This is a genomic window from Streptomyces sp. SAJ15, from assembly GCF_007595705.1.
Classification (GTDB): domain Bacteria; phylum Actinomycetota; class Actinomycetes; order Streptomycetales; family Streptomycetaceae; genus Streptomyces.
In genome coordinates this window covers 1-23,535 of sequence record NZ_NISY01000005.1, presented here as the reverse complement: position 1 = coordinate 23,535, position 23,535 = coordinate 1, and the positions used below count along the sequence as shown (strand labels likewise).

The 23,535-nt window shown below is 73.4% G+C and carries 24 protein-coding genes; 14 read left to right on the top strand and 10 right to left on the bottom strand.

Going from position 1 to position 23,535, the window contains the following annotated elements:
* Positions 1 to 44 precede the first annotated feature (44 nt).
* Complete coding sequence (locus CD790_RS15590) at positions 45 to 1,019, bottom strand: oxidoreductase (RefSeq protein WP_144383833.1); 975 nt, start codon at positions 1,017 to 1,019, stop codon at positions 45 to 47.
* Between the two features lie 317 nt (positions 1,020 to 1,336).
* Here CD790_RS15590 and CD790_RS15585 point away from each other — a divergent pair, with 317 nt between their 5' ends.
* Both CD790_RS15585 and CD790_RS15580 read left to right on the top strand, forming a co-directional pair.
* Entirely contained in the window at positions 1,337 to 1,894 is a 558-nt protein-coding gene (locus CD790_RS15585; RefSeq protein WP_144383832.1) for a TetR/AcrR family transcriptional regulator, read from the top strand.
* A 121-nt stretch (positions 1,895 to 2,015) separates the two neighbouring features.
* Complete coding sequence (locus CD790_RS15580) at positions 2,016 to 2,729, top strand: GntR family transcriptional regulator (protein WP_144383831.1); 714 nt, start codon at positions 2,016 to 2,018, stop codon at positions 2,727 to 2,729.
* Here the strand turns inward: CD790_RS15580 and CD790_RS15575 are convergent.
* Positions 2,726 to 3,175: a YchJ family protein gene (locus CD790_RS15575; RefSeq protein WP_186319036.1), complete on the bottom strand. Its 450-nt coding sequence runs from the start codon at positions 3,173 to 3,175 to the stop codon at positions 2,726 to 2,728. The two genes, CD790_RS15580 and CD790_RS15575, sit on opposite strands and share 4 nt — an antisense overlap.
* 49 nt (positions 3,176 to 3,224) lie before the next feature.
* Between CD790_RS15575 and CD790_RS15565 the strand changes: the two genes are divergently transcribed.
* The 4 genes from CD790_RS15565 to CD790_RS15550 all read left to right on the top strand — a co-directional run bounded on the left by CD790_RS15565 (position 3,225) and on the right by CD790_RS15550 (position 5,683).
* Complete coding sequence (locus tag CD790_RS15565) at positions 3,225 to 3,848, top strand: histidine phosphatase family protein (RefSeq protein WP_144383830.1); 624 nt, start codon at positions 3,225 to 3,227, stop codon at positions 3,846 to 3,848.
* Positions 3,849 to 3,882: 34 nt separating this feature from the next.
* On the top strand, positions 3,883 to 4,266 hold the full coding sequence (locus CD790_RS15560; RefSeq protein ID WP_144383829.1) for an RNA-binding S4 domain-containing protein: 384 nt from the start codon (positions 3,883 to 3,885) through the stop codon (positions 4,264 to 4,266).
* A gap of 220 nt (positions 4,267 to 4,486) precedes the next feature.
* Entirely contained in the window at positions 4,487 to 5,221 is a 735-nt protein-coding gene (locus tag CD790_RS15555; protein ID WP_144383828.1) for a Mut7-C RNAse domain-containing protein, read from the top strand.
* 60 nt (positions 5,222 to 5,281) lie between these two features.
* Positions 5,282 to 5,683, top strand: a complete 402-nt coding sequence (locus CD790_RS15550; protein WP_144383827.1) for a cupin domain-containing protein — start codon at positions 5,282 to 5,284, stop codon at positions 5,681 to 5,683.
* An 80-nt stretch (positions 5,684 to 5,763) separates the two neighbouring features.
* On the opposite strand, the gene CD790_RS15545 is transcribed toward CD790_RS15550, so the two are convergent.
* Positions 5,764 to 6,468 carry a L,D-transpeptidase gene (locus CD790_RS15545; RefSeq protein WP_144383826.1) on the bottom strand — a complete coding sequence of 235 codons (705 nt, stop codon included), beginning with the start codon at positions 6,466 to 6,468 and terminating at the stop codon, positions 5,764 to 5,766.
* Positions 6,469 to 6,959: 491 nt separating this feature from the next.
* Between CD790_RS15545 and CD790_RS15540 the strand changes: the two genes are divergently transcribed.
* A complete protein-coding gene (locus CD790_RS15540; RefSeq protein ID WP_144383825.1) occupies positions 6,960 to 8,288 on the top strand; it encodes a cation:proton antiporter in 1,329 nt (442 codons plus the stop codon).
* A gap of 217 nt (positions 8,289 to 8,505) precedes the next feature.
* Here the strand turns inward: CD790_RS15540 and CD790_RS15535 are convergent, their stop codons facing one another.
* The 5 genes from CD790_RS15535 to CD790_RS15515 all read right to left on the bottom strand — a co-directional run bounded on the left by CD790_RS15535 (position 8,506) and on the right by CD790_RS15515 (position 14,566).
* The gene (locus CD790_RS15535; RefSeq protein WP_144383824.1) at positions 8,506 to 9,891 is read right to left on the bottom strand and encodes an MATE family efflux transporter; all 1,386 of its coding nucleotides are present in this window, start codon (positions 9,889 to 9,891) and stop codon (positions 8,506 to 8,508) included.
* A 3-nt stretch (positions 9,892 to 9,894) separates the two neighbouring features.
* Positions 9,895 to 11,028: a cysteine synthase family protein gene (locus CD790_RS15530; protein WP_144383823.1), complete on the bottom strand. Its 1,134-nt coding sequence runs from the start codon at positions 11,026 to 11,028 to the stop codon at positions 9,895 to 9,897.
* Positions 11,029 to 11,056: 28 nt separating this feature from the next.
* Positions 11,057 to 12,430, bottom strand: coding sequence for a Y4yA family PLP-dependent enzyme (locus CD790_RS15525; RefSeq protein ID WP_144383822.1), 1,374 nt, complete (start codon positions 12,428 to 12,430; stop codon positions 11,057 to 11,059).
* Entirely contained in the window at positions 12,421 to 13,410 is a 990-nt protein-coding gene (locus tag CD790_RS15520; protein ID WP_260867603.1) for an ornithine cyclodeaminase family protein, read from the bottom strand. Before CD790_RS15520 ends, CD790_RS15525 begins: the two co-directional genes overlap by 10 nt.
* 160 nt (positions 13,411 to 13,570) lie before the next feature.
* Positions 13,571 to 14,566, bottom strand: coding sequence for a TauD/TfdA family dioxygenase (locus tag CD790_RS15515; RefSeq protein ID WP_144383820.1), 996 nt, complete (start codon positions 14,564 to 14,566; stop codon positions 13,571 to 13,573).
* A 286-nt stretch (positions 14,567 to 14,852) separates the two neighbouring features.
* Here CD790_RS15515 and CD790_RS15510 point away from each other — a divergent pair, with 286 nt between their 5' ends.
* The 6 genes from CD790_RS15510 (at position 14,853) to CD790_RS34615 (ending at position 21,552) form a co-directional block, all read left to right on the top strand.
* Entirely contained in the window at positions 14,853 to 16,406 is a 1,554-nt protein-coding gene (locus CD790_RS15510) for an ABC transporter substrate-binding protein (RefSeq protein ID WP_222108258.1), read from the top strand.
* Positions 16,391 to 17,464, top strand: a complete 1,074-nt coding sequence (locus CD790_RS15505; RefSeq protein WP_144383818.1) for an ABC transporter permease — start codon at positions 16,391 to 16,393, stop codon at positions 17,462 to 17,464. The genes CD790_RS15510 and CD790_RS15505 overlap by 16 nt, the downstream gene beginning before the upstream one ends.
* Positions 17,461 to 18,453: an ABC transporter permease gene (locus CD790_RS15500; RefSeq protein ID WP_144383817.1), complete on the top strand. Its 993-nt coding sequence runs from the start codon at positions 17,461 to 17,463 to the stop codon at positions 18,451 to 18,453. Before CD790_RS15505 ends, CD790_RS15500 begins: the two co-directional genes overlap by 4 nt.
* Positions 18,450 to 20,123 carry an ABC transporter ATP-binding protein gene (locus CD790_RS35765; protein WP_260867602.1) on the top strand — a complete coding sequence of 558 codons (1,674 nt, stop codon included), beginning with the start codon at positions 18,450 to 18,452 and terminating at the stop codon, positions 20,121 to 20,123. The genes CD790_RS15500 and CD790_RS35765 overlap by 4 nt, the downstream gene beginning before the upstream one ends.
* Positions 20,124 to 20,274: 151 nt before the next feature.
* Entirely contained in the window at positions 20,275 to 20,697 is a 423-nt protein-coding gene (locus CD790_RS15485) for a gamma-glutamylcyclotransferase family protein (RefSeq protein ID WP_144383816.1), read from the top strand.
* A gap of 657 nt (positions 20,698 to 21,354) precedes the next feature.
* A complete protein-coding gene (locus tag CD790_RS34615; RefSeq protein WP_186319072.1) occupies positions 21,355 to 21,552 on the top strand; it encodes a hypothetical protein in 198 nt (65 codons plus the stop codon).
* Between the two features lie 243 nt (positions 21,553 to 21,795).
* Here the strand turns inward: CD790_RS34615 and CD790_RS15475 are convergent, their stop codons facing one another.
* Together CD790_RS15475 and CD790_RS15470 are read right to left on the bottom strand one after the other, a co-directional pair.
* Positions 21,796 to 22,281, bottom strand: a complete 486-nt coding sequence (locus CD790_RS15475; RefSeq protein ID WP_260867601.1) for a Zn-ribbon domain-containing OB-fold protein — start codon at positions 22,279 to 22,281, stop codon at positions 21,796 to 21,798.
* Positions 22,282 to 22,457: 176 nt separating this feature from the next.
* Complete coding sequence (locus CD790_RS15470) at positions 22,458 to 23,162, bottom strand: TetR family transcriptional regulator (protein WP_144384091.1); 705 nt, start codon at positions 23,160 to 23,162, stop codon at positions 22,458 to 22,460.
* A gap of 187 nt (positions 23,163 to 23,349) precedes the next feature.
* On the opposite strand from CD790_RS15470, the gene CD790_RS15465 reads away from it, so the two are divergent.
* A partial coding sequence (locus tag CD790_RS15465) for an acyl-CoA dehydrogenase family protein (RefSeq protein ID WP_186319066.1) occupies positions 23,350 to 23,535 on the top strand: 186 nt, incomplete at its 3' end.

Genomic DNA, 23,535 nt, shown 5'->3' with positions numbered 1-23,535 from the left:
ACAGTTCGCCGTCGTCGCCGGCGCTGATGTCCCCGGCGGTCACTTCAGGATGGTGAACGGCCGGTCCACTCGGCGTCGTCGTGGGGGAGAAGGCTTTCTGCGAGGCCCGCGTGGCGCACGCCGGTGAGCTGTTCCGAGAGCACCCACAACCGGTGGGCCGTAGAGGCGTCCTGGATGGCGCGTTCCCGGTTGCGGAGGACGGGCTCGCCACGGAGCTGAAACGGCCCATCGGGCACGACGTAGCTCCCCCCGGGCAGATCGGGGACGGTTGAGGCGTACAGGGAGGTCTTGGCGCCCTCTGGTGTGGGACGGAAGGCGACGTTCAAGAGCAGGCGAGTGAGGACTCCGTATACGCGACCTCGGGTGCTGTGGGCACCGCCGGTGAGCACGTTGGAGCGCGTGAGTCCGGGGGCGACGGCCATACTGCGCAGCCTCAGCCCGGCGGCATCGGCCCTTCGCTGCAGCTCCATGGCGAAGTAGAGATTCGCCCGCTTGGACTGCACGTAGGCGAACGCCGCGCGGTAGCGGTGCTCGGCGTTGAGGTTGGTCATGTCGAATCGGGCGAATCGCTGGCCCTCGCTGCTGACCGTGACCACGCGCGGGTCGGCGGCGGCTAGCAGGTGAGGCATGAGGAGGCCGGTGAGCGCGAACGTGCCGAGGTGATTGATGCCGAACTGGGACTCGAAGCCGTCGGCGGTCCGGGAGAACGGCACCATGGCCACGCCGGCGTTGTTGACCAGGAGGTCAAGCCGGTCGTGGCTCCAGCCCTCAGCGAAACCGCGGATGGATTTCACGTCGGCGAGGTCGAGCATGCGCAGTTCGGTGCGGGCGCCGGGGACTTCGGCTCGCAGCCGCTCCACCGCGTCCCGTCCGCGCTCACGGTTGCGGCAGGCCAGGACGACATGGGCGCCGCGACGGGCGAGTTCACGAGCGGTGACGTATCCGATGCCGCTGTTGGCGCCGGTGACAACGACCAGTCGACCCGACTGGTCAGGGATGGAATCCGGCGTCCAGCTCATGCGCGGAACCGTTCGCGGCACCGAGTTCGCGGAGCGATGGCCGATCAGGCGAGGGCCGTACGCATCGCTGCACTCGGCTGCGGCGTCGTGGTCGGACAGTGAGGCTCGGGCGGCTGCCCGGGAGTCGCGGGTCATGGGGGCCTCGATCCATGGGTCAGGGGAGTGCCTGCGGCCCGAAAGAGCACAGCCACATTGCAACTCAAGGTTGCGATATTCTGATCCTGTCGCATGTTCCGCCATCAACGCAACCTGGAGTTGCAATGGATTCCGTCGGGTCGTCCTCACAGCGTGCCCCTGCTGTCGGGCGAGGCAAGAAGATGCGCGCCGCCGTGCTGGAGGCGACCATCACCGAGCTCACCAAGACCGGGTATGCGGCGCTCACCGTCGAAGGCGTCGCCCAACGGGCCGGCGTACACAAGACGACGATCTACCGGAACTGGAAAGACTCCGACGGCCTTGTCGCCGACGCGCTGGCCGGCCACTTCGCCACAGACATCCCGATCCCCGACACCGGGGCCGTGGAGAGTGACCTGCGCGCGCTGGCCCGCTCCCTCGTCGCCGCCATGACCACGCAAGCCGGCCGGGCCCTGCTGACCACGGTCCTCTCAGACGCCGTACGCATCCCCCGGCTCGCCGAAATCAAGCACGCGCTCTTCGACGACCGGTTCCGGCGGGCGGAACCCGTTGTCACCCGAGCCATCGAGCGCGGCGAACTCCCCGCGGACACCGACCCCGCCGAACTCCTCAAGGCCCTCGCCGCGCCGATCTACTTCCGGCTCGTGTTCACCGGCGAGCCGGTCGACGAGACGACCGCAGACCGGGCAGTGCGCGTCGCACTGGCCGCCGCGCACGCTCGCGTGCTGACGGCGATGTGACTTTCGCCTTCCTCGCACAGGCCGACCTCGACCAGGTAGGAGCCCGGCTTGCGGCGCCGGAGGTAACCGGGAAAACGTGACATTGTACTCTGGTGCTCCGCGAAAGCACGGAGGCCGGGACATGGGCGATCTCAAACAGCGCAATCTCATCACCGCCCAGGAGCGGTTGCGCGACCAGGTGGCCAACGCCCTGCGGGCGGCGCTCATCTCGGGCGAGCTGCGCCCCGGTTCGGTCTACTCCGCGCCCGGCCTCGCCGCCGACTTCGGGATCTCCGCCACGCCGGTCCGCGAGGCGATGCTCGACCTGGCCCGCGAGGGCCTGGTCGAGCCGGTGCGCAACAAGGGCTTCCGGGTCACCGAGGTCAGCGAGCGGGACCTGGACCAGTACACCGAGATCCGCACCCTGATCGAGGTCCCGACGGTCGGCCGGGTCGCCCGCACCGCCGCCCGCGAGGACCTGGAGGCGCTGCGCCCGGTCGCCGAGGAGATCGTCCGCGCCGCCCGCGAGCACGACCTCATCGGCTATCTGGAGGCCGACCGCCGCTTCCACCTCACCCTGCTCGGCCTCGCCGGCAACGAGCGCCTGGTGGAGACCGTCGGCGAGCTGCGCAAGCGCTCCCGGTTGTACGGCCTGACGGGCCTGGACGAGCGCGGCGAGCTGCTGCCCTCGGCCGAGGAGCACCTGGAACTCCTCGACCTGCTGCTGGCCGGCGACGCGGAGGGCGCCGAGGCGTGCATGGCCCGGCACCTGGGCCACATCCGCTCGCTGTGGGCCCGGGCCCGCGACGAACCGGTGGAGCCCCGGCCGGAAGGGCTGCGGCTGGGCGCCCGCTAGAGCGCGTCGACGTACACCCAGGCCCCGTCGTGCCGCGCGAAGCGGCTCTGCTCCTCCATCTCGCCCGGGTGACCGCGGTGGCGGTAGTGCGCCCGGAAGGTCACGGTGCCCGTGGTGTGGAAGGCGCTGCCGTCCGTGGTCTCCAGCACCTCCAGCCGATCCCAGTGCAGCCCGGGGTCGAAGTCCACCCGCTCCGGCCTGGTCCGCGGATCCCAGCTCCGCAGCAGGTACGCCTCGTCCCGCACGACGAACGCGCTGTAGCGGGAGCGCATCAGCGCCTCGGCGCTGGCGGCCACGCCCTGCCCGGTGTGCAGCCGGCCGCAGCACTCCTGGTAGGCGGCGGGCAGCCCGCAGGGGCAGGCGGAGGGGGCGGTGGGCGTGGCGGTGCGCCCGGCGGGCTGGGCGGGCGCGGTGCCGCGCCGGGGGCGTGAGCTGCGTCGTGACATGTCGCCATTCTGCCTGCCCGCGCCCCGGTCGCCTGGCATGATCGGGCCCATGGACGGAACGGCCACCCGAACCCTCTACCTCGCCCGGCACGGCGAGGCCCTCCCGGACCAGAGCGGACTCACCGAGAACGGCCGCCGCCAGGCCGTCCTGCTGGGGCGGCGGCTGCGGAGCGCGCCGCTGACCGCGGTCCACCACAGCCCGCTGCCCCGCGCCGCGGAGACCGCGCGCCTGGTCGGCGCGGAGCTCGACGGGGTGCCCGTGGCGCCCGCGGCCGAGGCCGCCGACTGCGTCCCGCAGGTGCCCAAGCGCTCGGAGCTGCCGCCCGACGTGGCCGACTTCGTGCTCGGCTTCGTCCATCGCTTCCCGGCGGAGGAGCGGGAGCAGGGGCCCGCGGTGGCCCGCGCCGCGCTGGAGCGGTTCGCCGGCCCGGTGTCCGGCGACACGCCGCGCCACGAGTTGGTCGTCACCCACAACTTCGTCATCGGCTGGCTGGTGCGCGCCGCCCTGGAGGCCCCGAACTGGCGCTGGGTGGGCCTCAACCACGGCAACGGCTCCCTGACGGTGATCCGTTACACCCCCGGCCGGCCGTCCGCCGTGCTCCTCGCCAACGACATGGGGCACCTCCCGGAGGAGCTGCGCTGGACCGGCTTCCCACCGGAGATCCGCCTCTGAGTGCCGCGGGCCCGGACGACGTAGGGTCGGGGGCATGGCTACAGACGAGGGGACCGACGGATCGGTACGGGTCGACAGCTGGATCTGGTCGGTGCGGCTGACGAAGACGCGTTCGCTGGCCGCCACGGCGTGCCGCGGCGGCCATGTGCGGGTCAACGGCGAGCGGGTCAAGCCCGCCCACGCGGTCAAGGCGGGGGACGAGGTGCGGCTCTTCCACGCCGGGCGGGAGCGGATCGTGGTCGTCGCCAAGGTGGTGCGCAAGCGGGTCGGGGCGCCGGTGGCGGTCCAGTGCTACGTCGACAACTCCCCGCCGCCGCCCCCGCGCGAGGAGATCGCGGCACTCGGCGTTCGCGACCGGGGCGCGGGACGCCCCACCAAGCGCGACCGGCGCGATATGGAGCGGCTGCGCGGGCTGTGACGCCCGCACTCGCCGTGCGCGTGGGGCCTCCCACCGTGGCCCGGCCTCCCCGCACCTGACGCGCCCGGTGTCGCTCCGCTCCCGTACGTGACGCGCCGTACGCGGAGCGGAGCGCACCCGGGCTCCCACCCGCCCGCGGCGACGCCACGGTGTGCCGTGAGGTGCTCACCACTGGCGAAAACCGCAGGTGGAGGGTGCTGTGAGGTGGCATCCTGGCAGTGTGAACGGACCAGAGATCCACTTTTCCCTCGCCCCTGAGCTGCGTCTCTTCGCCGTGCCCGAGCGGCGTCGTGAGCGCACCAGCGTCCGCACGGACGGGGCCTCCTCCCTCGGGCACGTCGTGGAATCTCTGGGGGTTCCGCTCACCGAGGTCGGCCGGCTGCTGGTCGACGGCCGGCAGGCGACGGTCTCCCATGTGCCCCGCGCGGGCGAGGTCGTCGAGGTGCACGCCGTCGTCCGGCCGCAGCGGGTGCCGGGCGCCCCGCTGCGCTTCCTGCTCGACGTGCACCTGGGCACGCTCGCCCGGCGGCTGCGACTGCTCGGCGTGGACGCGGCGTACGAGAGCGAGGACATCGGCGACGCGGCGCTGGCCGCCCGCTCCGCCGAGCAGCGCCGGGTGCTGCTCTCCCGCGACCGGGGGCTGCTGCGCCGGCGCGAGATCTGGGCCGGGGCGTACGTCTACAGCGACCGCCCCGACGAGCAGTTGCGGGACGTCCTGGGCCGCTTCGCCCCCGACCTCGCCCCCTGGACGCGCTGCACCGCCTGCAACGGCCGGCTCCGGGACACCGACAAGGAGCAGGTCGGCGACCGGTTGGAGCATGGCACGCGCTCCACCTACGACGTCTTCGCCGAGTGCACCGAGTGCGACCGGGTCTACTGGCGCGGGGCCCACCACGCGCGGCTGAACACGATCGTGGAGAACGCGGTGAGCGAGTTCGGCGGCGCGGCGGTCTGACCCGCCGCGGGCGCACCTCCGTACAAGACGGATCCGCCGGCCGCGGCGAAGATCGATCACATGAACGCACACGCCCAACCCGTGAACCTGACCGAGGCCCTGGCGTCCTTCGCGGACGTGTACAGCCCCCGCATCGTGGCCCGGATGAACGACTACGACGTGCGGATCGCGCACACCCTCGGAGAGCACGTCTGGCACGTGCACGAGGACACCGACGAGTTCTTCCTGGTGTTGGACGGCCGGTTCGACATCGCGCTGCGCGACGCCGACGGCCGGGAGACGACGGTGGTGCTGCGGAAGGGCGACACCTTCGTCGTTCCGAAGGGCACCGAGCACAAGCCCTCGTCGCCCGGCGGATCGATCCTGATGTTCGAACCGACCGGGACGCCGACGACGGGGGACCGCCACGAGGGGGAGATCCCGGACCACGTGGACAGCACCACGGGGCACGCGCTGGCCTAGGCCGCCCGGCGGAGCGGGGACACCGGCCGGGGCGCCCCGGCCGGGGCGTCGCCGGCCGGGCCGCCGTCCACCGCGCGATGTCACGTGCCGGGCTTGCGGCCGTACACGAAGACGTCGTCGCCCTTCTTCAGCAGGCTCCAGTACTTCTTCGCATCGGCCTTGCGCATGTTGACGCAGCCGTGCGAACCGGGCGGCGACCACACGCTGCCGCCGATGGAGTGGAAGGCCTGGCCCCCGTCGAAGAACTGGCTGTACGGCATCGGGACGTCGTAGAGGTCCGACACATGGTCGATGTCCCGCCAGTAGATCTTCTTCAGGCCGGTCCGCGTCTCGAACTTGTCCCGGCCGGTGCGGACCGGCAGCGGCCCGAAGACCAGCTTGCGGCCGTCCTGGATCCAGCTCAGCTGCCGGGTGAGGTCGACGCAGGCGATGCGGCCCTTGTTGACGGGGCACTTACCGGCCTTGTTCGGGTTCTTGCCGGCCGCCTTCTGCTCGTTCATGAGCTTCATGACGCCCCAGGTCGTCGAGCCGGCGTAGCCGACGTTCGGGCTGATGCCATGGGTGGTCTGGAACTTCTGGATCGCCAGACAGTCGCCCCGGGACTGCCTGCCGTCCACCGGCCGGCCGAGGAACTTCTCGACCTGCTTCTGGTACGGCCCGGTGTCCTTGGTGCAGGACGGGGCCGCCTGCGCCGGGGAGCCCAGCGCGATCGACAGCGGCACCACCATGCCCATCACGCCCAAGGCGACCCCCGCACGGCGGCCCGATGCCGCGAATACCCCCATGATCGGTCCTTTCTCCTGACTTTTCTGCCGGGTTAGACAGCCGACCATGGCAAGCGGTTGCGTCGCGTGGGGGACTTTTCCATGCAATCGACGGAATCAACGGGATCGGCGGGATCGGCGGGTTTCGACGGGATCGACGGGATCGGCGGGATTGGCAGAAGGTGCCGGTGGGGCCGGACGGGCCGCCGGGATCGCGGAGGATCATGGGCTGTCACTCAGGGTTACGCTCGGGCTCAGGCTAGCGCTCTGGGGTGCCCCCGGCAGCCCGGCCGAGCCATCCGGGCGCGACGGGGCCGCCGCGGGCCGTGGTCCGCCGTCCCGGGGTGTCCGTCGTCCACGATGCGGACGTCTCACCGCCCGGAGGCGAGTGCTCTCCGGGCTTTGGCGGGAAGCATCGCGCATATGCGTGGCAATCCGGTTGCCGCCCTCCGCAGACTGTGCCTGCGTGCCTCCGCGCGCGCTTGTCGCCCCCCCCCACCCCTGGAGGACAGATGGCAGGGCCGCACGCCCTACCCCTGGACGCGATCGTCATGGCGGACATCGCGATCGTGCTGCTCGCGGGAGCCGGCGTGCTCGCCCTGGCCCGCCGGCTGCGCCAGCCCCCGGTCATCGGCGAGATCGCCGTCGGCATAGCGCTCGGGCCGAGCGTGCTGGGGCTGTTACCGGGAGACCTTCCGCAGCGGATCTTCCCTGACGAGGCCCGCCCACTTTTGTCCGCGGTCGCCCAACTCGGGCTGCTTCTCTTCATGTTCCTGGCGGGCTGGGAACTGGACGGCGCCATGCTGCGCGGTCGCCAGCGGGCGGTGATCTCCATGGCCTCCTCGGCGATGGCGGTGCCCTTCGCCCTGGGCGCCGGGCTCGCGGTGCTGCTCGCCGCGGAGTACGGCGGGGAGACCGGCACCAGTGCCTTCGTGCTCTATTTGGGCACCGCCATGTCCATCACGGCCTTCCCCGTGCTGGCCCGCATCCTCAGCGACAGCGGCATGATCCGCACCCCCGTCGGGGTGCTGGCGATGGCGTGCGCGGCCATCGGGGACGTCATGGCGTGGTGTCTGCTGGTCGTGGTCGTCGCCGTGGCCGAGGCCGACGGCGGGGGACGGGTCGTCGAGGTGATCGTGCTGACCGTCCTCTACGCGCTGGTCATGGCCCTCGTCGTACGTCCGTTCCTGCGCTGGGCGCTGCACCGGGCCGGGGAGCGGGCGGCGGCCGGGCGGCTGTTCACCGTGGTCGGCGCCGGGGCGCTGCTCTCCTCGTACGTCACCTCCTGGATCGGCACCCATGCGATCTTCGGCGCCTTCGCCTTCGGCCTGGCGATGCCCCGTCAGCTGCGACAGGGGCTGCGGGAGAGCATCGAGGAGCCGCTGAGCAAGGTCGGCACCCTGCTGCTGCCGGTGTTCTTCATCGTCACCGGACTGTCCGTCGACTTCGGCTCGCTCGGCTGGTCGGACCTCGCCGTACTGGCCGCGATCCTGGCGGTCGCCGTGGCCGGCAAGCTGGTGGGCGCCATGGTCCCGGCGCGGCTGGCCGGGCTGCGCTGGCGCGAGGCCACCGCGTTCGGCGTCCTGATGAACACCCGTGGGCTGACGGAGCTGGTCATCCTCGACGTCGGCCGCCGACTCGGGGTGATCGACGCCCGACTGTTCGCGATCATGGTGGTGATGGCGCTGGTCACCACGGCCATGGCGGGCCCGCTGCTGCACCTGCTCGGCGTCACCGACCCGCCGGCCGACACCGCCCGGCTGCCCGCCCAGGGCGGCAGAGACGCCCGCGCCGACGAGGAGCTGACCGCGGCGGGAACGCGCGGCGACGCCGCGAAGTGACGGCGTGGAGTGACGGCGTGGAGCGGCCCCGCGCGGTGACGGTGCGCCGCGCGGGGCCGTACGACGGAGTCCGCCGCTACGCACGGAGTCCGCCGCTACGCACGGAGCCCGCTACGAGCGGAGTCCGCCGTACGACGGGCCTGCCCGTATGGCCGGTGCCTCCGGCCGTACGGGCTGGCCCCCGGCCCCGGCCCCGCTCCCGGTGCCGCGCCCTCGGTCACGGCAGGGCGCGGTGGAAGCGGCGGAGCAGCAGCGCCGCCGTGGTGGCCAGGCCGGCGAACAGGCCGCACCAGGTGCCGAGGGTCTCCAGGTCGGCGGTCACGCCGAGCAGCCACGCGGCGGGCAGGCCGACCAGCCAGTAGCCGACCAGCGTGACGCGGAACCCGCCGCGGGTGTCGTCGAGCCCGCGCAGCAGCCCCACGCCGATGTTCTGCGCGCAGTCCACGTACTGTAGGACCGCCGCCACCAGCAGCAACCCGGTGGCGGTGTCCAGCGCCGCGCCGCCGCCCTCGGCCCCGTCCAGGAAGGGCCGCAGCACCAGTCGGGGCAGCGTCGCGTACACCAGCGCGACCCCGCTCATCACCATCGCGCCGCAGATCAGCGCGGTGCGGGCGGTGCGGCGCGCCGCCTCCGGGCGGCCCCGGGCCAGCTCCCGGCTCACCCCCAGCGAGGCCGCGTGTGAGAGGCCCACCGACACCTGGAAGACGATGTACACCAGCTGGTTGACGGCGGTGTGGGCGGCCAGGGCGGCGCTGCCGAAGCTGCCGACGACCAGCGCGACGACCGAGAAGAAGCCCGCCTCGGAGCCGTAGGTGGCGGCGATCGGGATGCCCAGGCCCAGCAGTCGGCGCACGGTCGCGGGCCGGGCGCGCCAGGCGGCCAGGGTCAGCATCGGGGCCAGCTCCGGGTCGCGGCGCGCCGCGGCGCGCAACGCCAGGAACGACAGCAGGTGGACCGCCGTGGTGGCGAGGCCGATGCCGGCCAGGCCCAGCCGGGGCAGCGGCCCGCTGCCGTGGATCAGCCCCCAGTTGAGCGCCGCGTTCACCGCGACCGAGCCGAGGGTGATGCGCAGCAGCGCCTGGGGGCGGCGCAGCCCGACGGTGAACTGACGGATCGTCTGGAACCAGAGGCAGGGGAGCAGCCCCGGTGCCAGTGCCAGCAGCATCGGACGCATCCGGTCCACTACGGCCTGGTCCTGGCCGAGGAGGCCCACGGCCTCGCCGATCAGCACCATCAGCACCGCGCCGGCCGCCCCGGCCAGGGTGGCCAGCGCCAGCGCCGCGCGCAGCAGTTCCCGCACCTCGCCCCGCGCGTGCTCGTCGGTGGACTCGGTCCGGGCCGAGGCGGCCGCGATCTGGTTGCCCACCGCCGTGACCAGGCCGACGCCCATGGTGCGCAGTTGATTGAAGATGACCAGGGCCAGCCCGCCGGCCGCCAGGTCCGTCACCCCGAGGACGCCCATCATCACCGTGTCGGTGGTGGTGAGCGCGACCTGGGCGAGCTGGGTGAGGGCCAGCGGCACGGCGAGGACGGCGAGTTCGCGGCCGTCGCGGCGGAAGGCGGCGACCGGGCCGGTGTCCAGGGTCGGTGTCGAGGTCGGCATGGGTCACTCCTCCTTCTCCCGATCGCTTGAACGGTATCCGCCGCCCGCGGAACCGTGCTCGTGTCCACCGGAAGCGCGGCTCCGGCCGCCCGGGTCGCCGCCGCTGACGTGGTGCGCGCGGAGTGCCGTGAGGCGCGCCGTGACCTCCTCCTCGACGGCCGGATCGAGCAGGTCCCGCTCCGCCATCCAGGCGTCGTCGAAGACCGTGTCGAGGTACTTCTCGCCGCCGTCGTTGACCAGCGCGACCATGGTGCCGCCGGGCGGCAGCCGGCCCAGACGGGCCAGCGCCGCATGGACCACGCCCCCCGCGGAGCCGCCGATGAGCAGCCCGGTGCGGGCGGCGACCGCCCGCGCGGTGGCGAACGCCTCGACGTCGCCGACCTTCACGCCCTCGTCGATCAGCGCGAAGTCGACGAGGGCGCCGATGGGAGCACCCTCGGGGGTGCCGGTGCCGGACTGGTAGTAGTCGTGGGCGGGGCCGCCGAAGGCGATGGAGCCCTTCGGCTCGACGCCCACGGTCCGCACTCCGGGCACCGTCCGGCGCAGCTCCCGGGCCGTGCCGCAGAGTCCGCCGCCGGTGCCCACGGCGCCGACGAGCACGTCGACGCGGCCGTCGAGGGCCTGGTCGAGCTCGTGGGCGACGCGGTGGTACCCCACCGCGTTGGCCGGGTTGTTGTGCTGTTCGGTGAAGACGGCGTTCTCGGTCTCCTTCGCCAGCCGCTCGGCCAGCTCCTCGCGGGCGGCGGTGGCCAGCTCTCCGGTGCCGTCCTCGGCGACGTAGACGAGTCGGGTGCCCATGGCCTTCATGGCGCGGAGCTTGTCGACGCAGGCGTGGTGGTCGACGACGGCGGTGAAGGTGTAGCCGCGCTCCGCGGCGATCACGGCCAGCCCCAGGCCGGTGTTGCCGGAGGTGGACTCGACGAGGTGGCCGCCGGGGCGGAGCGCGCCGCGCTCCTCGGCGTCGAGCACCATCTGGCGGGCCATCCGGATCTTGGCGGTGCCGGTCGGGTTGAACATCTCCAGCTTGAGCAGCAGCCGGCCGCCGTCGCCGGTGCGGCACAGCTCGAACAGGGGAGTGGCGCCGATGAGTTCGGAGACCCGGCGCACGATGGTCGGGCGGAGGAGGGCGTTGTCCATGTCGGTTCCCGGGGGGAGAGCGGACGGTTCAGAGGGGGGTGTGCCGGTCCAGCCGCCAGCGCCGGCGCCGGCCGTCGTGGTCGAGGACGATCTTCGGGGGCAGCGGGAGGTCGTGGAACGGCGACTCGTTGGAGTCCATCTGGTAGCCGGCGGTGTTCGGGTAGACCAGCAGGTCGCCGATGGCGGGCCGGGCCGGCAGCGGCACCTTGCGCCAGCTGAGCATGTCCGACTCCAGACAGGAGGCCCCGCCCACGCAGGCCGCGAAGGGCCGAGTGGGCCCGGCGACCGGGGTGCGCGGCACCAGCACCGGATCGGGCAGGAACTCGCTGTTGAACCACTGCTCGCTCAGGCTCAGGCTGGTGCCGTCGACCGTCACGATCCCGTACTCCCGTGACTTGACGCCCTGGACCCGGAAGACCGTGCAGCCCGCGCGGTCCAGCAGTGCCCGCCCCGGCTCCAGCAGCAGCGCGACGCCGGCGTCGCGCAGCAGCGCGCTGAGCGGGGCGCGTTCACCGCGCGGGGTGGCGGCCAGCACGGCGCGCAGCGCGCTGGCCCCCGAGGTCGGCGAGTGGTACGGGTAGAAGGAGGGGAAGCTCCGGCCGGCGTGGAAGAGCCGGGCGCGCTCTTCGGCGTCCAGGCCCGTGAACCGGTCCCAGTCGGCGCGGGCCAGGTAGTCCACCGCGAAACCGCCGCCGATGCTGATCCGGTCGGCGGCCAGCCCCAGGGCGCGGGCCCGCCGGCACAGCGCGACGAGCTGCCCGGCGAGGTCGGCCCGCGGTTGGACGGCGTAGCCGGACAGATGGAAGGAGAACCCCTCCATCCGGACCGCGTCGGCCGCCTCCCGGCAGCGGGCCAGCGCCGCCGCCAACTCGGTGCGGTCGAAGCCGAAGCGGCTGTGCGGCTGGGCCGGCGGCAGGCCGCGCAGCAGCAGCCGGGCCGGGCGCGATCCGTGCCCCAGGGCGATCACCCGGTCCAGTTCGTCCGGCGAGTCCACGGTGATCAGGCAGCCCTGGAGCACGGCGGGGCGCAGCAGCGCGTCGGCCTTGGCGGGGCCGGTGACGACGATGTGCTCGCCCCGCACCCCGTGGCCGAGGGCCTCGCGCAGCTCGGGCGCGCTGGCCACGTCCACACCGAGGCCGGTCGCCGCGCACCGCTCGATCCACACGGCGGCCTTGTTGGCCTTCTTCGCGTAGTGGATGTGGCCCGCCGTGCCCGTCTCGTCCAGCACCGTCCGGAAGGCGGCGGCGTTGGCGTCGAAGCGCTCGGGCAGCAGTAGATGGTAGGGGCCGCCGAAGGCGTACGACAGCTCGTGCGGCAGCTCGCCGTCGAGGACGGCGGCGAGCTGCGGGTCGTCGTGCGCGGGGAGCGACAGCGGCGCCGGAGGGGTCTCCGTCACCGCCACAGTGCGACCTCCGTGCCCAGTCCGCGGGCGATGGCGAGCTCGGCGAACCGGTGGCCGAGGGCGATGTCGGTGACGACCAGACCGCTGTTGTAGGCGAAGATCCGTTCCCGGGGTCCGGCGCGGCCGCTCGCCCGCCCCGCGATCACCTGCGGGAACTCGGCGTGCACGGTGGGGAGGCGACCGTGCGCGTCGGCCATGTCGGTCCCGGTGACGGCCATCTGCGCGGCGCTGGTGGCGATCACTCGGTCGGCCCGGTGCAGCGTGGAGGGCCGGATGCCGTAGCCGACCAGCACGCACAGCGTCCCGGGGCGCAGCCAGTCGGCCTCGACGGCGGCGGGGGTCAGCGGCCCCGCGGTGGCGAGCACGATGTCCGCGTCCGCCGCCGCGGCCCGCAGCTCGGTAACCACCTCCAGCGCCCGGTCCGGGAAGTGCGCGGCCAACCGCTCCCGCACGGCGGCGATGCCGTCGGGGTGGGTGCCGTACAGCAGCAGCCGGTCCAGCTCGGGGAGGGTGGTCAGCAGGAACGGGAGGGCCAGCCGGCCCTGGGTGCCGGTGCCGATGACCAGCGCGGTCCGCGCGGCCGGCGCGGCGCACTCGCGGGCCAGCAGCGCCGAGACCGCGGGCGTGCGCAGGGCGCCGATCCGTCCGCAGTCCATCATCGCGATGGGCAGCCCGGTGGTGTCGTCGTAGAGGGTGAGCGCCGTGTAGTAGTGCTGGAGTTCGCGGCCCTCCTTCAGGCCGTGTTTGTACGAGGTCTTCACGGCCACGGCCGCCCGGGTGCCGTCGCGGCCGAGCATGGCGTAGGCGACGGAGCGGCCGTCGGCGGGCTTGACGGTGAGCTTGGGCGGGGTGACGGACGTGCCGTCGGCGAGCGCCCGATAGGCCCCCTCGACCACGTTGACCACGTCGGTCAGCGGTATGTCGATGCCGGACAGGTCGGTGGTGCTGAGGATGCGCAGCTTGCTGTCGTCACCGGGCATGGGACTCCTCATCAGCGGTGTGCGGTGTGCGGGCTGTGTGGTGCCGTGCGACGCAGGCGGTGCCGTGCGGTGCATGTGGTGCCGTGGGGGTGCGGTTCCGTACGAGGCGAGGCGAGGCGGGGGCGAGGCCAGGCGGGACGGGGCCGGGCGGGGCCGCGGGTCAGTCGGCGGGGCCCGGGGCGACCAGCGCGGCCTGCCCGTAGCCGTGTTCCCGCAGTTCCTCGGGTGGCCGGGTGCGGTTGTCGGGGATGTGGACGGAGGCCCGCTTCAGCCAGCGGTCGGTCCCGTCGTAGCGCGCCCGGAAGGGCACCCGGCCGTGCACCGTCACGTCGTTGTCGACGAGCAGGATGTCGCCGGGGGTCAGTCGCACCGTGACGGTGACCCGTGCCAACTCCCGCTCCAGCCGGGCGTACGCGGCCCGGTGTGCGGGCGGCGCCTGGTCCAGCGGGGTGTAGGCGGGGTCGAAGCGCAGCGTCAGACCGGTCTCGGACGGCCACAGGGTGCGCACGGGAGGCGGGCGCAGCGCGCTGGCGCGCGCCGTGGCGTAGGAGTCGTCGGGGAGGATCGGCAGCAGCGGCTCGCAGAGCAGCGCCACGTCCGCCGGGTCGAGCGCGGTGTGGCGGATGCTGGCCGCGGTGGTCGCCACGCGGTCGTGGTTGCGGAGACAGCCGAGCATCAGCAGATGGGCCCGGCCGGGGTGGAAGGCGTCTTCGGTGTGCGGGCTGAGCAGGACGTCGCTGCTGGCTCCGGTCTGCTCCTGCTCGTGGCCGGGCGAGGGAACGATGTTGTGGACGAAGCGGCCGTTCTGCTGGCCCTGCCAGGCGATCGGCCGGCCCCGCAGGGTGCCGAGCAGCAGCAGGACGACGTCCCAGAAGGCGCCCGCGCGGCCCGCGGTGGACCAGTGTCCGGGGGTGGGGCCGATCGCGTCGTCGTCGACGGGCAGTCCGCGGAGCAGACAGATGCCGTCGGGCGCGTCGACGGGGCGGACCAGGTGCCGGAGGGAGTGGCCGAGGGTGGCGGCCGCGGCGGGGAGGGAGCGGAGGAGTCGGGGGTGGTGGGGCGAGCGGTAGGCGGCGAGGAGGGCGTCGGCGGCTTCGGTGAGTTCTCGGATCGAGGTGCGGTCGAGCTTGCGGACGGGTGCGGGGCACGAGTCCATGTGCTGTTCCATCCGTTCCGTGGGGCCCCGTGGGGCCGAGCGTGCCGGTGAAGCGTGGGGAGGGGGCACGGGAAGCCGGCCGGGGAAGTCGGTCTGGAGCAACCGCTTGCCGGCCGCGCTCGATGAGGGGGATGGCGAGGGGAACGTACCAGCCATATAAGAGTTAGGCAAGCCTTACCTAAACGTCGAATTGGCCCTATCCTCCGTAGCGAATGCGCGGCGGGGACGCGGTCTTTGGCGCATCGAAACGAGGCAACACGCTAGAGCGAGGACGAACGACGTGCAGATGTCGAGACGTCAGATCATGGCCACCGGCGGCGGAATCGGCGCCGCCGCCCTCATCACCGCCTGCGGAGCCGACGACACCGACGGCGACTCCTCCCCCAAGCGGGGCGCCGAGAAGCCGCGTTCCGGCGGCACGCTTCGCGTCGGCGCCCTCGGTCGCGCCGGAGCCATCACCCGCGATCCGCACGGCGTGCAGTCCAACGAGAGTGACTACCTCGTCATCAGCCTGCTCTACGACACCCTCACCGCCCCCGGCGCCGGCCGCCGGAACACGGTGGCCCGGCTCGCCACCGACTGGCGCGCCGACAAGGACCTCAGGACCTGGCGGTTCACCCTCGCCGACGGCGCCACCTTCCACGACGGCACGCCGGTCACCGCGGAGGACGTGGTCTGGTCGCTGCGCCGGCTGCGCGGCACCCCCGGGGGCGCCTCCCGACTCCCCGGCGTCAAGGCCGCCGGCATCACCGCGGACGGCCGCCGCACGGTCGTGCTCAGGTCCGACTACGCCAACGCCGAACTGCCGCTGCTCACCCGCCTCACCACCTTCGTGCTCAAACGCGACACCGACGCGAAGGAGCTGGCCAAGGCGCCCGGCACCGGACCCTTCCGGCTCGACTGGTACCGCTCCGGCAACGCCCGGCTGGTCCGCAACGACGACTGGTACGGCGGCGAGGTCCGCCTCGACGCCATCGAGGTGAAGATCTTCGAGAGCCCGCAGGCCATGGCCAGCGCACTGCTCGCCGGCCAGCTCGACCTCGCCTCCAACGCGGGCGCGGTCGCCGCCCGTACGGTCGCGGGGCGCGAGGACATCCAGGTGGTGCGCCGCCCGAACGACCTGGCGCTGCCCATCGTCATGCGCACCGCCGACGGCAGCCCGTTCGCCGACCCCAGGGTTCGGCAGGCGCTACGGCTGGCCGTCGACCGCGAGGCCCTGGTCAAGCAGGTCCTCAGCGGCTACGGCAGGGTCGGCAACGACGTGCTGGGCACCGGCGACCCGGCCTACGACACGGGACTTCCGCAACGCACCCGGGACCTGGACCGGGCCCGACGGCTGCTGAAGGAGGCCGACTTCGACCTCTCCCGGACCTACCGGCTGCACACCACCGAGGACGTCGCCGGCCTCGCCGAGTCGGCCACGCTCTTCGCCACCCAGGTGCGCGAGGCCGGAGTCAAGGTGGAGGTGGTCAAGCAGGAGTCCGCCAAGTTCTGGGACCAGACCTGGCTCAAGGGCGACCTCTACACCACCTACTGGGGCACCAACGACTCCGTCGTCTTCTTCGCCAGCAAGACCATGGTCTCCGAGTCCGCGACGAACGAGGCCGGCTGGCGCGACGCCGAGTTCGACCGCACGTACCAGAAGGCGGTCGGCACCGCCGACGCGGGCGCCCGCGGCAAGGTGCTCGACCGGCTCCAACGGATCGAGTACGAGCGCTCGGGCTATCTGCTCTGGGGCATGGCCGACGGCATCGACCTGGCCGCCGCCCCCGTGCGTGACCTGCCCGAACTGCCCGGCTACGGGCGGGTCCAACTTGAGCGGACATGGCTGGCCCGCTGAAGGTGGCGAAGGCGGCGGCGCACCGGCTGCGCCGCCGCCCCGCGAACGACCGGCACGACACGGACCGGGAGGCCACCCCCCGCACGCCGCCGCGCGGCGCGCACCCGGCCGCCCGGCTCGTCCGCGGGGCGCTGCGCTGTGGCGCCCTGCTGGCGCGGCGGGCCCTGCTGCTCGCCGCGCTGCTCGCGCTGGTCTTCGCCGCCGTCGAACTGCTGCCGGGAGACGCGGCGGACGCCACCTCCGACCACGGCGAGAGCGCGGCCGAGATCGCGGAGCGGCGCGCCCTGCTCGGGCTCGACCGGCCGGTGACCGAACGGTTCCTGGACTGGATGACCGCCCTGCCGACCGGGGACTTCGGCACCTCGGCCCGCGGCGAGCCGGTGCGCGCCCTGCTGTCCGGCCCGTTCCCCAACACCCTGCTGCTGGGCGGACTGGCGCTGCTGCTCACCGTCCTCGTCTCGGTCGCCCTGGGCTGCTGGGCCGCGCTGCGCCCGCACGGCGCGGTGGACCGCACCATCTCGGCCACCGCCACCGCCGTGCTCGCACTGCCCGAGTTCGTGGTCGCCGTCGGGCTGGTCCTCGTCCTCGCCCTCTGGACCGACCTGCTGCCCGCCGTCACCACGGCGAACGCGGAGGGTCGACCCGCCTCCTGGGAGATGCTGGTGCTGCCGGTGCTCGCCCTGTCCATCCCGCAGATCGGCTGGAACACCCGGATCGTCCGCGCGGCGCTCGCCGACGAGGCCAAGGCCCCCCATGTGGAGACCGCCGTCCTCGACGGCCTCCCGGCGCGTCGCGTCCTCACCCACCACGTCCTCCCCGGCGCCCTCCCCGCCATCGCGGCCGGCGCCGCCACCTCCACCGGCATGCTCCTGGGCGGCGCGGTGGTCGTGGAGACCGTCTTCAACTACCCCGGCGTCGGCGGCGTCCTGGCCTCGGCCGTCACCGACCGGGACACCCCCGTCATCGCGGCGGTGGTGATGCTGACCGGCGCGGTCATCAGCGGAGTGCTGCTGATCGCCGACCTCATACGGGACCGAGCCGCGGGAGGCCGGACATGACCCGCCGAGCACAGCCACCCGCCGCCGACGACCCCGGCGGTCCGATACCCGCCGCCGACGACCTCGGCGGTCCGATACCCGTCTCCGCGTCCCCGACCCGCGACGCCCCGGTCGAACACCCCGACCGGCCGGGGGACGCGGCCGAGCCGGTCGAAGGTCCCCGCCGGGAGGCGCGGCGTCCCGGGGCGCGGGCGCTGATCAGGGTCGTGCCCGCGCTGGTGTTCGTGGCGGTGGCGCTGGCCGGACCGTGGCTGGCGCCGGAGGCCATCGACCAGCCGGTCGTCGTGCCGTACGAGGACGCGGGGGCCGACGGCGCACCGCTCGGCGGCGACCAGATCGGCCGGGACGTGTGGTCCCGACTGCTGGTCGGCGGGCGGGAGCTGATCGTCACCTCGCTGGTGGTCGCCCTGGCGGTCACCGCGCTCGGTGCGGTCCTCGGCACGGTCGGGGCGCTGCGCCCACGGCTCGGACGACTCCTGGAGCGGGCCGCGGACGTGCTGATGCTGCTCCCCGCCGTGTTGGGCATCCTGCTCCTCACGCTGTCCTGGCCGGACGGCGGCCGGTCCGCGGTGATCGCGGCGGCGGTGTGCTTCGGCACCCCGTACGCCGTCCGGTTCGTGGCCGCCGCGGCCGCGCCGGTGGCCACCACGGGCTATGTCGAGGCGGCGGTGGCGGGCGGCGAGCGGCTGTGGCACCTCGTGGTGCGGGAGGTGCTGCCCAATCTGCGCGCCACCGTGCTCGCCCTCTTCGGGCTGCGCTTCGTGGCCGCCGTCCATGTGGTCGCCACCGCCGGCTTCCTCCAGGTCGGCCCGCAACCCCCGGCCGCCGACTGGGCACTGATGATCCGTGAGAACGCGCCCGGCATCCTGCTCAACCCCTGGGCCGTCGTGGCCCCCAGCATCGCCATCGGGCTGCTGGCGATGAGTGTCAACCTCACCGCGGACGCCCTGGCGCCGCGGGCCGGCCGGAAGGCGGCGGTGGTCCGGTGAGCCACGAGAAGGACTCGACGTCGGCGTACGCGACGGCGGACCCGGGCGGGGTCGACCCGCTGGTGCGGGTGGCGGGGCTGACCGTCACGGCCGCCGACGGCGGCGTCCTGCTGGCGGACGGCGTGCTGACCGCGTCGGCCGGGCGGGTGACCGCGCTCGTCGGCCCCTCCGGATCCGGCAAGACGACCCTGCTGCGGGCCCTCGTCGGGCGGCTGCCCGACGGCACCACCCGGACGGCCGGGACGGCCCGGGTACTGGGCCGGGACGTGCTCGACCGCACCCCGGCCGAGCTGCGGGAGCTACGCCGGCACCATCTCGCCTACCTTGGCCAGGACCCCGGTTCGGGCCTCCACCCGCGGATGCGGGTGGGCCGGATGCTCGCCGAGACGGCCCGCGACCCCTCGAAGCCGGCCCTGCTGCGCCTGCTGACGGAGGTACGGCTGCCCGGCACCCCGGAGCTGCTGCGGCGCCGTCGCGGTGAGCTGTCCGGGGGCCAGCAGCGGCGGGTGGCGCTGGCCCGTGCGCTGGCCCGCGGGCCGCGGGTGCTGCTGCTGGACGAGCCCACCGCCGGCCTGGACGCCGCGCTCCGTGACGAGGTGGGCGATCTGCTGCGGCAGCTGGCAGCCGAGCACCGGCTCGCGGTGCTCCTCTCCTGCCACGACCCGGAGTTCGTGGGACGGCTGGCGGACGAGGTGGTGGACCTGGGCGCGGGTCCGGGGCCGGCCGCGGGCTCGCCGGTCGGCGGCTCGGCGGCCGGAGGCGCCCCGGCGGGCGGGGGCTCGGCGGCCGGGGGCCGTGCCCCCGTACGCTCAGCGGTCGCCCCGCCCGACCCGTCCGGATCGCCCGACCCGTCCGGATCGCCCGACCCGTCCGGAGCGCCTGACGCGCCGGGTGCCCCGGGGGGCGGCGAGGCGGACGCGACCGAAGGGGCCGCGGCCTCGCCGGCACTCGCGCGCGGTCTGTCCGCGCGGGGGCTCACCGCCCACGTCGGGCGGCGCCGGGAGATCGCGGTGCTGCACGGGGTCGATCTCGACGTGGAGCCCGGGGCGTCGGTCGGGGTCGTGGGCGCCTCGGGGGCGGGGAAGACGACGCTGCTACGCGCGCTGGTGGGACTGCAACGACCCTCCGGCGGCTCGGTGTCACTCGACGGCGTGACGCTGAAGCCGGGGGTCGGGCGGCGCAGCCGCGAGCAGCGGCGCCGGGTGCAACTCGTGCCGCAGGACCCGCTGGGCGCGCTCAATCCGGCCCTGCGGGTCTCCGCGGCCCTGGGGCGCCCGCTGAGGTTGCACCGCCGCTGCGAGCAGGGCGCGGTGTCCGGCCGGGTCGCCGCCCTCCTGGAGCGGGTCGGTCTCCCGACCGAGCACGCCGACCGCTTCCCGCACGAGCTCTCCGGCGGGCAGCGTCAACGGGTCTCCATCGCCCGCGCCCTCGCCGCCGACCCGGACGTCCTCGTCTGCGACGAGGTGACCTCGGCGCTCGACCGGGAGACGGCGGACGCGGTGATGGACCTGCTGCTGGAGCTGCGCGCGGCGCAGCGCCTCGCGCTGGTGCTGGTCAGCCACGATCTGCGGCTGGTGGCGGAGCGCACCGATACCGTGTTGGTGCTGCACGACGGGCGGGTGGCCCGGCGGGGGGCCACGCCCAGCGTGCTGGGCGGCCGGCCGTCCTGATCGTCGTCGGGGCCGCGACGAGGAGGAGCCGCCGACGCGACGGAGGCGAGGACGGCCCTCGGGCGGAACCATCCGCCACCCGGGCCGTTCGGCGGGTGAACCGTGCCGCCGCGAGCGCGGCAGAGTGGAGACGGAGAGGGGAGAAGAGCACATGACGGAGGACGCGCGTCGAGCGTCGGAGCCCGCGGACACGCTGTTCGCCTACGGGACGCTGCAGTTCCCCGAGGTCCTCACCGCCCTGTTGGGGCGGGTGCCGGCGCACGGTCCGGTCAAGGCCCCGGGGTGGCGGGCCGCGGCCCTGGGCCGCCGGCTCTATCCGGGGCTGATACCGGACGCCGACCGCTCCGCCCCCGGGGTGCTGTTGACGGGCCTCACCCCGGCCGAGTGGAGGGTCCTCGACGCCTTCGAGACCGACGAGTACGAGCTGCGCTCGGTGCGGCTCGCCGATGGGCGAGAGGCCCCCAGCTATGTCTGGCGAGGCGGTGAGGTGCTCCGGGAGACCTGGGACGCGACCCGTTTCCGCACCGCCCACCTGGCGGACTTCCTCGCCCGCGAGGGGCTGCCGAGCGGCTAGGTTGACCTGCTTGACCCAGAACTCGGTCTTGGGCCCGCCGCGCTCCCGCCGTGAGGCCAGGGCCCTCTCAAGGCGCACGCTTGGTAATGGTTCATGTGTGCGAACACTGTCAAGAAGCGGCCTTGAGCCTTTATTCCTGGCAAATCAGCCACTGCCGGTCATGCGTGCAATTCCGTTGCTACGTTCTGCCCGTCGTGACAGTGGCATGAGCCGCCGTCCTTGCAGGGAGGGTATGCATGAGCATCGGAGAACGGCAGTCGAGGCCGCGTGGTGTGCCAGGGTGGGCGCAGAGCTGTGAACCGGCCGGCGCCTCCCGCGGGGTGGGGAGAAGACGTACGGGGGTGGCGGTCGCCAGAGGCAGACTCGCGGCGGTGATCGGAGCGATCGCGCTGATCGCCACCGCGATGCTCGCCGGTACGGCGGGGACGGCCGCCGCTGCGCAACGGGGGTCGCAGGCCGCGACAGCCGGGTGGGCCTGCTCCGGGACGCCCGTTCCGCCCGGGTACGTCACCACCGACTACAACCGTAACGGCTGCAACGGCATGGGCGCCTGGTACCAGCAGCCCGCCTACGACGGCGTATGGGCTTGCTCGGGCTCAACCGTCGCGCCCGGGTACGTCTACACCGACCACAACCGTAACGGTTGCAACGGCCAGGGTGCGTGTCGCGCCCGGGTACGTCTACACCGACCACAACCGTAACGGCTGCAACGGCCAGGGCGCGTGGTACCACCAACTGCCCCGTGAAGGCGTATGGGTCTGCTCGGGCTCACCCGTCCCGCCCGGCTACCGCACCACCGACCACAACCGTATCGGCTGCAACGGCCAGGGTGCGTGGTACCTCGTGCGCGCCTGACCGACCCCGATCGCGTAGGCCGGAGGCACCGCGCACCCCGCGGCGCCTCCGGTGCGTAGCGGCCTTCGAAGTGGTCCAGGCCCACAGCGGTCTTCAGCTCGCGGTAGTCGTGCTCGATCCGCCAGCGGCAAGCTGCCACTGGGGCTGGTGATGCTCGGTGTCATGAACTGCCAGCGAAGTACCAGACACCCAATACGACAAGACCAGCTGACATAGCCCTACTGGCGGCCCAAAGCACCGCTGCTAGGCGGCCATCCGGAAGACCAGTTCGCCCGGCTCGGCCTGGGGGAGGAGGCCCTCCGCGTCGAGCCGGACCAGCGTGCCCGGGCGCACCGTGTCGGGGAAGACTCCGGCGAGGGTGGCGCGCAGTCGGAAGCCTTCCGCCATGTCGATGGTGGCCACCGTGCGCAGGCTGCCGGTGCGGCGACGGACGACGGAGGTGTGCCGGACGGCCCCGGTGCCGGCGCTGCGCTCCCACGTCAGGTCGGTGGAGGCGCAGATCGGGCACAGCAGGCGGTGGAAACAGGCGGTCCGGCACCAGCGGCAGCGCTGGAAGTACAGCTCGCCGCGGCGCAGCCCGTCCAGGTAGACCTGGCCCGGCCAGCCGCCGTCGGCGGGCGGTGCCACGGGGGCGTCGACGGTCGCCTCCAGGGCCGGGGGCGCGTCCGGGACGAGCCGAACGGCTGGGGCGGGGGCAAGCTCGGTGATCTCGGCCACGGTGTGGAACACGGTGTCATCTCCCTGCGCTGGGCCGGAGGACTTGAAGAGAAACGGACGCTCACCGCGAGCGTATGGCACCGAGTGTCAACTGTAAAGGCACTCAGTACCCACTGAGTGGCTCAAGGGGCCCGATCGGTGCGGCCATCGGCTCCCCGGAGGGGCCTCGGGCCTCGCGGGGCACGTCTTCAGCCGTTCGCCCCGCCCGTGCCGTCGAGTCCGGACTCGATCCCGCGGACCACCTGCCACAGGGGCGTCCCGCGCTTGGTGATCACCACCACGACGTCCTCGTCCTCGCTCGCGTCGCCGCCCGGGGACGCGGCGGCGGGGCCCTCGCCCGCCGCTCCCCAGGAGTGCTGGACGAACTCCAGCGCGTGGTCCACACCCGCCTCCGCGTCGTCCTGCCCGCCCGAGCGCAGCCACGACCGCAGGGCGTTGTTGTGCGCCGCGACCACCGCCGCCGCGATCACGTCGGCGCGCAGATCGCCGTCGGAGCGGCCCGCGAAGCGCCGGCGCAGGTAGTCGGCGAGGGCGCGTTCGTAGCGCCAGACCACCGACAGTTCATAGGTGCGCAGCCCCGGCACGCTCTTGGTGAGCCGGTACCGCTGCACGGAGAAGGTGGGGTTCTCGGCGTACATCCGGAGCACCAGCCGGGCGGCGTCGCAGACCCGGGCCACCGGCTCGGGGTCCTCCTCCGCCCCGTCCAGGAAGGCCGTGAGATCGGCGAGACAACCTTCGTGGTCGGGGAAGACCACGCCCTCCTTGGAGGGAAAATAGCGGAAGAAGGAGCGGCGCCCGACGCCGGCCAGCGCGACGATGTCGTCGACCGTGGTCGCCTCGTAGCCCCGCTCCAGGAAGAGCTGGAAGGCGGCGGCGATCAGCGCGTCCCGCATCGACGGCCTGGTGGCCGAACTCCCTGGTCCCTGGCCTGCGCCGCGCTCCTCGCCCATGCCGGGAACATAGCACCCGAAATGCCGGCCGCATTGTCGGATGGCACTGAGTGTGCATACTTGAGGGTACTGAGTGCCGTAATGTCGTGGACTTGACGTCGTCCACCGCGAGGAACCGGGGTTGCGCAGCATGAACAAGGACTTCGACCTGTACCGGCCGTTGGAGGAGCACGAGATGCTCCGGGAGACGGTGCGTGCGCTGGCTGAGGCGAAGATCGCGCCGTTTGCGGCGGAGGTCGACGAGGAGGGTCGGTTCCCGCAGGAGGCGCTGGACGCGTTGGTCGCCAGTGAGCTGCACGCGGTGCATGTGCCGGAG